The organism is Periweissella ghanensis, assembly GCF_918814755.1.
GTDB classification, from domain to species: Bacteria; Bacillota; Bacilli; order Lactobacillales; family Lactobacillaceae; genus Periweissella; species Periweissella ghanensis.
Genome location: NZ_CAKKNT010000008.1, coordinates 23,521 through 36,298, shown reverse-complemented (window position 1 = coordinate 36,298; position 12,778 = coordinate 23,521). Strand labels below are relative to the sequence as shown.

General features: G+C 38.9%; 12 protein-coding genes. 8 read left to right on the top strand and 4 right to left on the bottom strand.

Annotated features, from left to right (window positions below; translation table 11 throughout):
* The first annotated feature begins 21 nt into the window (after window positions 1-21).
* The 4 genes from LQZ76_RS04080 (at window position 22) to LQZ76_RS04065 (ending at window position 3,954) form a co-directional block, all read left to right on the top strand.
* A complete protein-coding gene (locus LQZ76_RS04080) occupies window positions 22-1,698 on the top strand; it encodes a DUF4091 domain-containing protein (RefSeq protein WP_230098491.1) in 1,677 nt (558 codons plus the stop codon).
* Window positions 1,699-1,710: 12 nt separating this feature from the next.
* Window positions 1,711-2,664 (top strand): alpha/beta hydrolase, encoded by a 954-nt coding sequence (locus LQZ76_RS04075; protein ID WP_230098490.1) that lies wholly within the window; start codon window positions 1,711-1,713, stop codon window positions 2,662-2,664.
* A 277-nt stretch (window positions 2,665-2,941) separates the two neighbouring features.
* A complete protein-coding gene (locus LQZ76_RS04070; protein WP_230098517.1) occupies window positions 2,942-3,214 on the top strand; it encodes an SWEET family sugar transporter in 273 nt (90 codons plus the stop codon).
* 227 nt (window positions 3,215-3,441) lie between these two features.
* Entirely contained in the window at window positions 3,442-3,954 is a 513-nt protein-coding gene (locus LQZ76_RS04065) for a cysteine hydrolase family protein (RefSeq protein ID WP_230098516.1), read from the top strand.
* Between the two features lie 170 nt (window positions 3,955-4,124).
* Here the strand turns inward: LQZ76_RS04065 and LQZ76_RS04060 are convergent, their stop codons facing one another.
* Window positions 4,125-4,838: a sulfite exporter TauE/SafE family protein gene (locus LQZ76_RS04060; RefSeq protein ID WP_230098489.1), complete on the bottom strand. Its 714-nt coding sequence runs from the start codon at window positions 4,836-4,838 to the stop codon at window positions 4,125-4,127.
* A gap of 104 nt (window positions 4,839-4,942) precedes the next feature.
* Here LQZ76_RS04060 and LQZ76_RS04055 point away from each other — a divergent pair, with 104 nt between their 5' ends.
* The 3 genes from LQZ76_RS04055 to LQZ76_RS04045 all read left to right on the top strand — a co-directional run bounded on the left by LQZ76_RS04055 (window position 4,943) and on the right by LQZ76_RS04045 (window position 9,074).
* Window positions 4,943-6,172 carry a hypothetical protein gene (locus tag LQZ76_RS04055; RefSeq protein WP_230098488.1) on the top strand — a complete coding sequence of 410 codons (1,230 nt, stop codon included), beginning with the start codon at window positions 4,943-4,945 and terminating at the stop codon, window positions 6,170-6,172.
* Between the two features lie 186 nt (window positions 6,173-6,358).
* Window positions 6,359-7,867 carry an SEC10/PgrA surface exclusion domain-containing protein gene (locus LQZ76_RS04050; RefSeq protein WP_230098487.1) on the top strand — a complete coding sequence of 503 codons (1,509 nt, stop codon included), beginning with the start codon at window positions 6,359-6,361 and terminating at the stop codon, window positions 7,865-7,867.
* Window positions 7,868-8,012: 145 nt separating this feature from the next.
* A complete protein-coding gene (locus tag LQZ76_RS04045) occupies window positions 8,013-9,074 on the top strand; it encodes a hypothetical protein (protein WP_230098486.1) in 1,062 nt (353 codons plus the stop codon).
* Here the strand turns inward: LQZ76_RS04045 and LQZ76_RS04040 are convergent.
* Both LQZ76_RS04040 and LQZ76_RS04035 read right to left on the bottom strand, forming a co-directional pair.
* The gene (locus LQZ76_RS04040) at window positions 9,067-9,576 is read right to left on the bottom strand and encodes a methylated-DNA--[protein]-cysteine S-methyltransferase (RefSeq protein ID WP_230098485.1); all 510 of its coding nucleotides are present in this window, start codon (window positions 9,574-9,576) and stop codon (window positions 9,067-9,069) included. The two genes, LQZ76_RS04045 and LQZ76_RS04040, sit on opposite strands and share 8 nt — an antisense overlap.
* A 100-nt stretch (window positions 9,577-9,676) precedes the next feature.
* Window positions 9,677-11,050 (bottom strand): NAD-dependent succinate-semialdehyde dehydrogenase, encoded by a 1,374-nt coding sequence (locus LQZ76_RS04035; RefSeq protein WP_230098484.1) that lies wholly within the window; start codon window positions 11,048-11,050, stop codon window positions 9,677-9,679.
* A gap of 182 nt (window positions 11,051-11,232) precedes the next feature.
* On the opposite strand from LQZ76_RS04035, the gene LQZ76_RS04030 reads away from it, so the two are divergent.
* Entirely contained in the window at window positions 11,233-12,192 is a 960-nt protein-coding gene (locus tag LQZ76_RS04030) for an NAD(P)H-quinone oxidoreductase (protein ID WP_230098483.1), read from the top strand.
* Window position 12,193: 1 nt separating this feature from the next.
* On the opposite strand, the gene LQZ76_RS04025 is transcribed toward LQZ76_RS04030, so the two are convergent.
* Entirely contained in the window at window positions 12,194-12,457 is a 264-nt protein-coding gene (locus LQZ76_RS04025) for a hypothetical protein (protein WP_230098482.1), read from the bottom strand.
* Between the last annotated feature and the right edge of the window lie 321 nt (window positions 12,458-12,778).

Genomic DNA, 12,778 nt, shown 5'->3' with positions numbered 1-12,778 from the left:
AAAAATTGGGGGTATAGTTGGTTGGAAATTAATATTGTCAGTGAAAGTTATAAAGCAAGTAGTCTCAATCATAGTGCTAGTAATGCCGCAATTACTGAATTAACGGTCATGCAAAATAGTGTGGCAGCGTTTCAAGTAATGCTCCATGATGATCATACGAAATGGATTAATATTGGTACTAATTATCGCTTTGGCCCTGATTTATCGACGCCGGTTTATCGGGTTCGGGTTGAAAGCCAATTAGATGTTAATGTAAATTTAGTTGACTATTATCAAGATAACCATGCCGTTGCATATGCCGATAAAATTGTTGAAGATGAATTTTTGAGTTATCCAGGACCGTTGGATGCCCCGGTCTTAATTACCATTCCGACCACGGGCCTTGAAGTCGGTGAACGAAGTGTCAATATCCAAGTGTATTCTGGTTTACCCGGACAAGCGGAAACGCTCGTTGATGATCGCCAATTGGTGATTCATGTGGTTGCTAATCCCATCAAAGCCGATCAAGCTAATTTACATGTTGATATTTGGCAACAACCGGCCAATCTGGCCAAGCAGTTTAAAGTTGGTTTATGGAGTGAAGCCCATTTTCAATTAATTGATCAAATGGCAGCCATGCTTGCTGAAATTGGCCAAGATGCGGTGACCTTAATTGTTAGTGATGATCCATGGAAAGGTTGGGGAGCTTCATTCATTAAATCTAAGCCAGCAGATCTCTATGAAACCAATACGGTTGATGTTCGTAAAGTTGATGGAAAAGTCGTAACAGATTTTACAACCGTGCAACGATATCTTGATACCTTTGCTCGTCACGGTATTGATACTGAATACGATATGTTTGGTTTGCTTGGTCTCTGGGATTTGCCATTCTATACGGCAGTGCCAAAGAGCGATTATCCGGAAAAAATTGTCATTCGCTATTATGATGAAAATGCAAGTGTTTATGGTTTCTTGGATGATGACGCAGATATTAGGGCTTATGTCGGCCAAGTACTGCAATATTTTATTGAGCACGGGCTCTGGCATAAGGTTCGCATCATGGCCGATGAACCGAAAGCCGCTGATTTAGAGCGGTTCAAAGCTTCATGTGCCATTTTACAAGCCCAAGTTGGTGCGGAAGTTCGATTACCGCTAAAAGTGGCTTTTAATAATCTTGAAGTTTTGGAAGCTTTACGTGATGTAGTCGATTATCCAGTGACGTCATTATATGCAACTACGCAAACTATGGATGGAACGGAACATCCCCAACAAGAATATTATGTGTGCAACATGCCTAATCGGCCCAATAGTTTTTTAGCTAGCCCGTTAGGTGAAACCCGCTTATTAGGGGCTTTAGCTAGTGAACTTAAGGTTGGCGGCATGTTACGATGGGCATTTAATTGCTGGGCAAGTGATGCGCAACATGATATCAATTACAATCCTAATTTCTTTCCAGTCGGTGATATGGGCTTAGCGTATCCATTAGAAAATGGGCGTTTAGGCAGTTCGTTACGCTTACTGGCCTTAGCACGGGCGTATGAAGATTATGCATTATTAGCGCGCGTTGATAGTGCGACCCGGCAAGTTGCGTTAGCTAGTTTATTTAATAATCATGATATTGCAAGTTGGATGGTTGATGAACGGACCACTGCGGATGGGATTTTTAGTAGTGATGATGACGCATTTGCCAAGTTCCGTAATATTTTATTAGCGCATTAAAGTGAGGAAAGCATGCCAAGTTTAAATCCGGATTTATTAGCGGGGAAACCTGAAATTTTAAAATTATTACCGTTACTTGACGCCCAAGACCAGCCAACCATTGCTCAACGTGATCATTTACTCCAACAACTTGGACCGAAAATTAAGCGTTATCCAGTACCGCAACGTCAATTTGATGTTCAAGATGTGATGTACCAAGCTCGTGATGGGCATCAATTAGTCTCGCGGCTTTATTGGCCTCACGGACGCAACCATGATTTACAACCATTAGTTTTGTATATTCATGGCGGCGGATTAATTAGTGGCACGGTAAATGCGGATGATCAAGCGGCCCGAGATTATGCTAGTTTAGCAAACTCGCCGCTCTTATCATTGGATTATCGCTTGGCACCAGCTAATCATACAGTTGACGATTTGGTAACGGATACATTGGCCGGTTTGGCATGGGTCATTGAACATCAAGCCGAAATCGGGATTGATATTCATAAAATTCAATTAGTCGGCGTTAGTGCCGGTGGTTGTCTAGCTACGGGTATGGTTCCCTTGGCGGCTGCTAACCATTGGCCGTTAGCCCAGTTAATGTTAATCTATCCAATGTTAGATGATGCCACGATTACGGAACAACCGGCCTTGACGGGTTTGGTAACTTGGACACCCCAAATGAATGCCCTCGGCTGGCGAAGCTTATTAAAAGACCACTTGGGGGATGTGCAGTTACCAAGTTCCGTTGTACCGATGCACACACAAGACTATACAATTTTCCCACCAACATACATTGAAGTGGGGGATTGTGATATCTTTGCTGAAGAAGATCAACAGTTTGCTGATAATCTGCAGCACGCGGGTGTCAATTGTGAACTACATGTTTACCAAGGGTTACCGCATGCTTTTGAATCGTTCGGGGTGGCCCCATATTTACCCACAATCTATGCTAATCGAGAAGCATGGTTAGTAAGTAATAAATAGTACAATTTAAAGCACGAAATCAGAGTCAGCTATGACTAAGGTTTCGTGCTTTTTGTGTTCAAGTTTAATTTATGTTACAATAACACAATAATTAAATAACCTAATAATTTAGGAGGTTTAATTACATTTTTTATTATCGAGAACAATTTAGGCATATGTGAGTGATGAGAAACGAATGACGCGTTAAATCAAATGAAATCATTTGGTTTGTTGATAAAGGAGTTTTAAGAACATGAATAATGCTAACAATATAACCGAAGCCCAAGCAGAAAATACAATGGATATCGATCGACAGCGCTTTTTAAAATTAATCAGTCGATTGGCAACAATTATGTGTATTGCCATGTATGTATCATATATTCCACAAATTATTGCTAATTTTACTGGTCATCCAGTATCGCCAGTTCAACCATTGGTAGCAGCCATTAATGCTAGTTTGTGGACTAGCTATGGTTGGCTAAAAACAAAAAAAGACTGGCCGGTAATTATTTCCAACATTCCCGGAATCTTCTTTGGAATTTTTACGGTAATTACGGTGTACATCCACTAGACTAGAACGTAAACGGAAATTGCTTCCAATTACAATCAATGTCAGGTGATCATAATAAAAAATGCAACGTTAATTTAAACGTTAATAGCAATTCGTAACCTTACGAATTGTTATTTTTTTGCCCAAAAAGTGATAAAATACAATAAAATTAAGACTAGTATTTAAAGTCAAATAAGCGTATATTTATACTGATTTAATTAGTGAATGATTTAACAATTTATAGGAGAATTAGCATGTTAGCAGATGCATTAATCATTATTGATTTACAAAATGGGGTCTGTTTTGATCCAAGCCAGCCACAAGAAATTAACAATTTAACGTCATTAGTTAACGCTGTTAATACACGTATTGAGAAATATTGGGAACTTGGTAAGCCGATTATTTTTGTTCAACATAATGATGAAAATTTATTAGCCCAAAGTAACGCTTGGGAGATTTTATCAACGATTGATACAAGTAACGCTGACTATTATGTTCAAAAAACCCATGCCAATGCTTTTTACAAGACCAATTTACAAGATATTTTAATAGCTCATGACGTTGATGAAATTGAAATTTGTGGGGCACAAACCGAATACTGTATTGATACAACAATCAAAATGGCCCATGGTCTCGGCTATGATGTTTTGATGAAACATAATTTGACAACTACATATGATAATGAATTTATGAGTGCGCCAACGACGGTTAAATTTTATGAAAAAATCTGGGACGGACGTTTTGTTGAATTTTTTGATTAATATTTAAGGGACCAAATGTTTATTGTTGTTATATGCAACAATGGATTTAAAAGGACATTTTTCAAAAAATATGTAACGAAATAAAATCTATAAAAATAGCTTTTTGTATATATCAAATTAACCAAAAACAGGTTTGAATTCAGCTGAATTCAAACCTGTTTTTTTAGGAATTATACAAATAAAAGGACACCGGATAAAAGTAAAAACGCATATAGAAATTTATTGAATTGTGTTGGTTTGAGTTTAGTTAATAGCCCCTCAACCAAAATTATAATGAGAATAAATCCGGGAGTTAACCAGGCTAAAGTTGTTAATACCGTCCAATTCCAAAAGCCACTCACGCCTTGACCGATGACAATGAAAAAACCGACCACGGCAAAATAGGTTTGTAAGTTGGCTCGGGTGTAACTAAAAGACCATTTAGCTAGATTACCATAAATGGCGACGGGGGCTCCATGAGTATTAATCGCTCCGCCTAAGAAACCAGAAATAAAGCCGACTAAAATTTTGGGGAAATTAAACGGCTTCGTAGTTGGACGTAACCCAATCAAATTTACAATCGCGTAGCCAATTAAAAAAGTTCCCGTGAAAAATTTTAGGGTACTTAGACTGCCATATTTTAGGAATAATAAACCTAATGGCACCCCAATCGCAGCACCTGTGAAAAGTTTCACCAGTAACGAAAAATCAATGGCTTTAAAATTACGAATCGCCCCAGGCAAGGCAAGCAACAAACCCATAATACCAATAATGGCAATTCCGTTATGAATATTGTAGGTAACGACTAATAAGAGGGGCGTGGTGATTAAAGCTTCACCAAATCCAAAAAAGGCGCGAACAAAAGCACCCAAGAGAAAAATAAAGTACACGTGGAGGGTTAACATAAGATCTCCTAATTGATATTTGAATTTTAGTAGTTATCTTTTGAGATTATAGCAAATAAATATTAAACTCATAGTAGTAAAATAGATGTTGGGGGGGGAACTACATGGAAGAGACAGAATTATATCAGACTTTGTATGCGCTAATTGATGACTCAAATAAGCAAAGTACACGTGGTGTTAGACACTATAACAGAGAATTGTTGCAAGCTGTTTTGTTAAGCATTCGCCATTTAAAGGAAAATGAAACCGATGATTTTTTTAATGAAGATGCTTTAGCACGGTTTATTCTTAATTCATGGGAAGATCATTATACTGGCATCGAGACTCCCGCCGATATGGCCACGGTGCTAGAGGGGTGGATTTTAAATCGTAAGTACAGTATTTATGATGTTTACTTACCAATTAGTGGAATTGAAATCACTAAACGTTTGAAAGTGGGAGCACTTGAATTTATTACAAATGCAGAATGGCGTGAAAATTTTAATACTTTGTGTGAAGAATTCAATATTCAAAAGACGGAAAAAGAATTCTTTGATGAATCACTCCAATTACCGGTTATTAAAATTCAAGTGTCGGCCTTTTATCTTAAAGAAGCAATTACGATTGCTAAAAGTGCCGCCCAAATTATCTTAAATTATCTAACAATTAAAACGGGTAATATTCGCCAGAGTAGTTATTTATTTCAGGTCAATACAATTACTGAAATTCAACATTTGTATGCCCTAGCTATTGGACATGATGATGGCTATCACCGCGTCGACCAGCCCCAACAAATGACGTTGAGTTACAAAGACTTTATCAAAATTATTACGCAAACTGACGGCTTATTAAAATCCATTAAATTAATTAGCAAAAAAATTACTAATCGGATTCCATTGACTAAAAGTGAGGTTAATTTGCGGACGGCCCTTGGTAAACAAGCTGCGGCTTATTTAGATACCGATAATCAACAGAAGGTAACCTTGTTGATTGCTGGGATGGAAGCGATGCTTGAACAACCCCCCCGCGAAGTTCGCGAGGGGATTGGTAATCAACTAGTCCATGGGATTGTAATGCTGCTAGAAAATCATCAAACGCATGCGGAATTAGAAGACTTATCAACCATTGAAGAAAACGTAAATGAACTTTATAACATGCGTTCGCGGATTTTACATGGTGAAAATGTGTATGTCTTCAAGAGTGGCTTACGCATTCTTGATCGTTATTTAACCGCCATTATTGACGAAGTCGCCGGGGACTTCAATAAATTTAATAATGATGCAGGGATTGCGAATGCCGTTAAAACGTTACGCAATGAAAAAGCCGAAAAAACGGAGCAGGCAGATAAAGTGTAAAAATAAAAGTGGGGTTGTTTATTACAGCCCCACTTTTATTTTTAGTTAATGTCAAATTGTTATGCTGTATAAGGATAGTTAAACACTAGTATGATTTTACTAAATATCACATCAATATACATATAGGGTGCAAAATAGTATAATATAAACCTATAATTCTATAAAGTTACGAGGCTGTAAGATAAAATGATAAAAAAAAGAATTTTACAAGCAACAATTATGTCCGCAACGGTGTTGTCAATTGGGACTGGTAGTATTTTTGTAACCAATGAACACGATGCATCCAATAAAGTCTATGCGGCAACTTCCAATAAATGGTTGTTGAATAGCTTGATTAGTAAAGCGCAACAATTCCATAGTCAATATTGGACGGCAACCACGTTCAATCAACTCCAAAGTGCTTTGCAGTCGGCTCAACAAGTTAATCGTCAATGGAATGCCAATCAATGGCAAGTTAACCAAAGCGCAAACACGCTTCAACGTGCGATTAATAATATGCAACGTCAAGTTGGCGTCAACAAGAGTGGTTTACAACAACAAATGGGGTGGTCAAGTTCATATGGACCTGCGAACTTCACTAAAGCATCCTATGCCAATTTACAAAATGTATTGACCCAAGGACGAGCAATTTACAATAATCCTAAGGCAACCCAAAATGATGTCAACAATATCATTTGGCAATTGCACAATGCAGGGCTTAACTTAGTATCGTTAACGCCATTGCGGACCCAACTAGGTTACTCAACTGGTTATCAAGCGCAAAAATACACACCATATTCATTTAAAGTGCTGCAAAATGAAATCAGCTATGGGAAATGGGTCTTAGTTAACCCCCAATCAACGCAGTGGGATGTTAATAATGCCATCAAAGTGTTGCATAATGCTGGTTTAAACTTAACTGCACAATTACCAAGTTTGACCTATACTCAACCAAGTGGCACGTCAATTTCAATTTCAAAATTTAATGATATTGTTAGTGGTGGTAAAGTTCAATTTTTAAATACGTCATTTGACCAAAGCCCGGTATTTGATTTGATGGGGAATTTTAGTGATGGGGTGACGAACGTACCGGAATCATTTTACTTTAAGCCTAGTCAAGCCGATGTCAATACGTCAATTGATCCAACCAAATTAACGGCAAGCCAAGCACTTGATTTGGCTAACTTTGCTGCTGGCATGGTTAATACCGTGCGCGCCCAAATCGGTCAAATACCATTAACTGTTACTACTGATAGTCAAGCGCAAGCCGCTACCGTAGCCGCTAATTATAGCGCTGATAACTGGGATGGTTATCTCTATGAGGAAAAGGCAATGGAACCACATGATATAACGGCGCTTAATAAAGCCAATGCCCAATTTGGTAAGGCGACGGCAAGTCGTGCTACTACGTACAATATCGACGGTGAATGTATGTCATATACGTTGGATGGCAAGGTACCTTACCTTATTGCTAAGTATGGCTCAAACATGGCCACTGCTAAACTTGGTTTAGCTTTTGATATTGTCCGCATGATGTACAATGATGGTGGGGCCAATAACTATGGCCATGAAAAAAATCTCTTAGATTTAGATGACACTGGAAAGCTTGTATCCCGTAAAACGGCATACCTTGGGTTAGCCACTGATAAATTTGGAGCCTTCCATATTACAACTTCGCATGCCCTTACTAATAACGAAACACAAGGTTCATTCTAAAAAGTAATTAACTAAAAAGCAAAGGTCATAACCTTTGCTTTTTTAATGGTCTTTTTGATTTTAGTGAATAATGGTATGATGATAGATAAGCATATTTGAAGTTAGTAACTAATTTCAAATAGAATGAACGAGGATTGAATAATCGATGATTGATCAACGCATTAATCGCCAATTTGATACCGCATATTTAGAAGATCGGACAATGCAACGTAAATATGTCATTAAGATGAATTTGTCGTTATTGGTCATTAAACAATACTTACGCAATTTTGTAAGTGGACCGAGCGCTAAGACACAAGCGCCAATGTTATTTACAACGTTCTTTGAACAATATGCTGAATTGGATATAAGTACTGGGATTCCGTTAATTACCAAAATTAGTAAAAAATTAGCACAGGAATTTCCGGTGGAACCATTGTTTGAAACTATTTGCGAATTCTTTAATGAACTCGATGAATATGATCCAGGAATCCAAGCCCTTTTTATTGATTGTATTAAGCAAATTGACGCGATACCTGAGATTGAAGATTTAATTACAGTCTTGCATGATTGGTATGATACGTACATAAATGATGCTACTGATGCCCTTAATGGTCAGGCCAATTATGTGCCATTACCAGTAATCGATGAACTTGTACGGTTTTATAGTTTACAGGAAGATGTGCGGTTATACGCTGAAAACTGTGGTTCCGGGGCACCACAATTAATTCTGGGTGGAAAAACGAGTCTCTTCATTATGTATGATACAAATGATGAAATTACCCAATTTTTTAGTAATCTTTACCAATTTAGTACGAGCATCCCCGTAAAGCATATTAAACATAATGATCAGGCTGTAGCTATTTTTCCTGATCAACAGAATTGTGATTACGCTTTAATCAATCTTGGTTACACGCAAGCGGCGGCTGAATTACAAATACAATTAGCAAAACAGCAACCAGGGTGGCCAAGCCGTACGTCGGATAATAAAGTTGATTTAAGCCAATTGAAACGGTTAATGGCACCCGATAGTCGGGTAGCATTATTTGGAACGCGAACTAGTTTACAAGCCATTTTATGGGATCATTTACAACTTGAGCAACTGGCAGCAAGTCAATTTGTTGAAGCCTTCGTTGTAGTGAAAGCCGACCCCGAAGAAATGATGCCCGAAGATATTTATTTCGTGTATCTTGACATGGCCCAACTTGATCAAATTATGGCTAAGTAAGGTTCGTCTGAGACGTTTCAAGAGCCAGTAACTGTGCCTTGAGCGTGGAACCACTACGATATTGACCAAGTTGGCCATCGTTACGAATAATCCGATGACAAGGTACCATAATTAAGAACGGGTTTTTGGCTACCGCACTAGCTACGGCTCGGGTACTTGAAGGGCGTTTGAGCTGTTGAGCAAGTTGTTGATATGAGAGGGTTGTTCCTACTGGAATGGTGGTTAAGCCTTGCCAGACTAGTTTTTGAAATGAGGTTGCGACCAGTGGTTCCAGTGGCACGGTGAAAGGGGTGCTAGGCTGCTTAAAGTAATTGTTCAATTCCGTAATTGCCAAACTAATAATCGGCGTGGCTTTTGCTGCTAATTGAACTGAGCCATAACGGGTGGTTAATTCCGTTTGGAAATCTTTTTGGGTGCTGATATAAACTAGCGCATGATCATTTGCAATCAGGGTGAAGGGAATTTGCTGCCAAATTATGGTTTGAAAATATAGTTGTTGCATCTGGATACCACCTTATTAGTAAAATTGTTAGATATTGAAAAATCGGCTGAAGCGTACTTCAGCCGATTTTTAATTTACAAATAGTTGTAGTTAGCAATGATTAGTCGTTATAAGTGATTGCTTTGATGTTAGCAAAGACTTCAATTCCGTAATGGCTTAATTCACGACCATAGCCAGATTCTTTAATGCCCCCAAATGGGACTTCACTATGTGAGGCCATCCGGCGGTTGATTGACACTTGACCAGTTTCAATTTGACTAGCTAAACGTCGAGCGTGATCAATATCAGTGGCATAAATCGCACCACCAAGCCCATGTTGTGAGTTATTGGCTAACGCAATGATTTCATCATCATCGGCAACTTTATAAATTTGTGCCACCGGACCAAATAGTTCCGTATCATACATTGGGTTATCAGTGGTCATCCCCGTTAAAATCATTGGTTCAAACCCCGCACCTGGTTTCGTGATGTCGGTTAATTCACCATACAAGACTTTGGCCCCGCCCGCAATGACTTGTTGGGTTTGTTCGTAGAGTTTCTTTTGGGCGTCCTTAGAAGAAAGGGGTGCCAAGGTAGTTGTTTCATCAAGTGGATCACCTAATTTGTAAGTTGCAAATTCCGCTTTCAGTTGTTCTAAGAAGTCGTCGTAGATATCAGCGGCAACTAGATAACGTTTAGCCGCGGTACAAACTTGGCCGGCATTGGTTAACCGCGCTTGAGCAGCTTCTTTAACGGCCCGCTTGATTTCAGCATCAGCTAATACGACAAACACATCGGTACCACCTAGTTCCATACTTGATTGTTTTAAGTATTTACCGGCATTGGCAGCAACAGTCCGCCCAGCACCATCAGAACCAGTTAAAGCGACTCCTTGGACGCGGGGGTCAGCAATGATATCTTCAACTTGATCATAATCAAGGAACAGGTTTTTGAATGCGCCTGTTGGCCAACCAGCTTTTTGGCATGCTTCTTCAAAAGCAAGAGCACATTCAGGGACAATGCCGGCGTGTTTTAAAATAACGGCATTCCCTAAGACAAAGTTTGGCGCCACAACGCGCATAACTTGCGTGTATGGGAAGTTCCATGGTTCAACGGCTAGAACAATTCCTGTCGCTTGATATTCAACATAAGACGTACTGACATCAACACTAGGGAAATCCTTGGGTTTAATGAATTCAGCTCCATGGTTAGCATAGTATCGGGCAATTAAGACGTTGCTCTTAACTTCATTTCGAGCTTGACTAATTAATTTTCCCATATTAGTTGAGAGGAGTTTAGCATAATATTCGCTATTAGTTTCAAATTCATCAGCTAGCGCGGCTAATAGTTTTTCACGTTCAGTTGGTGCTTGTGATTTACTGGCAACGTAGAATTCGTGACCATTGGTTAAAGCTGCTTCAACTTCTTGGGTGGAAGCGTATGGAAATTCTTTAATGACTGTTCCATCGAATGGATTGATTGCTTGATAACTCATAATATTATTCCCCCTTTAATATACGTCCATTATTTCACTTTCTTTATGTAAGATAAAGCGAAACGGGTTAGGCCACCGCGAATGGTAAAGATATCCTCAAATTTAGGAATATTGATGTGTTTCTTCGTATAATTGTGCTAACTTATTGGCGATAATGTCTTTTTAAACAAAGGAGTCCGTTTATGCAAGCAATAACAAAAGGTAGTTTGAAGATGGATGGTAATGGAATTATCCAAGTACCACAGCCGACGCCCAAACCAGGCGACTTATTAATTGAGATTGCCGCCAGTGGGGTCAATCGCTTAGATTTACACCGTTTGAATACGGGGGCCAATGATTTAATTTTAGGAGTTGAGGTTGCAGGTATTGTTTTAGAAAATCATAGCACTGACCCACGCTTTATCCCTGGAACCCGGGTATATGGGATTGTACAGACTGGCGGGTATGCCCAACAAGTTTGTCTGCCGGCCGATCAAGCTTTAATCATGCCAGCATCGATGAATTATGTTGAAGCTGCCGCGATTGCCGAAAATTATTTAACGGGTTACCAAGCTTTAATTTGGTTAGCTAATTTGCAAGAAGGTGAAACGGTTTTAATCCACGCTGGTTCTAGTGGAGTTGGGTTAGCTGCTATTCAGTTAGCTAAAAGTTTAAAACATGCCAAAGTGATTGCGACGGCTAGTGCACGGAAACACACCGCTTGTTATGCTGCCGGAGCTGATTTGGTAATTGATTATCAAACAACTGACTTTGCCGCCGCAGTGTTAGCATTTGATACTCATGGAGCCGATGTAATTTTAGATTTTATTGGCGCCGCGTATTTTCATCAGAATTTACAGTGTGCCGCCATTGATGGCAGATATATTTTAATTAGTACTTTGAGTGGTAGTCAAGTGGAGCAGTTTGATTTACGACAAATTGCGGATAAACGTTTAAGCTTAATTGGGACGTTATTATCACCGCGTAGTGATGCTTACAAAGCCCAGTTAGTTCAAGCGTTTACGGCTGATACCACGTTGTTATTTGCGGATGGTCACTTGAAACCAGTTATTGATAGTACCTTTGATTTTGCTAACACAAAAGCCGCCCTTGAGTACATGGCGGCTAATCAGAATATAGGTAAAATTGTGTTAACGCATTGATTTATTTTTTAAAACGGCGATCACCATACAGCTCATTACTAATAATCGAAGCGGCCATTGCTAAAATTGCGGATGGGTAGCCTAAATAGTCACTAAAACCGGTTAAAAATAGCGCTGCAAACCAATAAATACAGCCAATAACGCCTAGAATTTCGCCACGATAGGGAAATAATTTACGAGTCGTTGTCGTTGTGTTGAGTAGTGGCCCAATGAAAATCCCTAAACCGAGTGCGCAAAAGAAGATGATGTCTTCCAAATTAAACATAACATTGTCCCCCGATATCCTTCAAAGCATACAAAAGTTAAGGGAAGGTTGTCAATTTATTTTGTAGAAATTATCATTTTATAAAAAAATATATTGAAACCGCTTTCATAAGGTGCTAATATAAGGATGTCAATAAGTATGTTTTTGATAACTCCATAGAATTAACTGAAGTTTTCATTCCTTAGGCCTGCCATGAGTAGGTCTTTTTTGTTGTAAAAAGCTGCTAAGGTTTTTATAAAATACCTAATTTTTAGCAAGTAAGCGCCAGATATTGAAGTGGATTACGTGTATTATGAATGGGATATGGTATGATATAGGTAC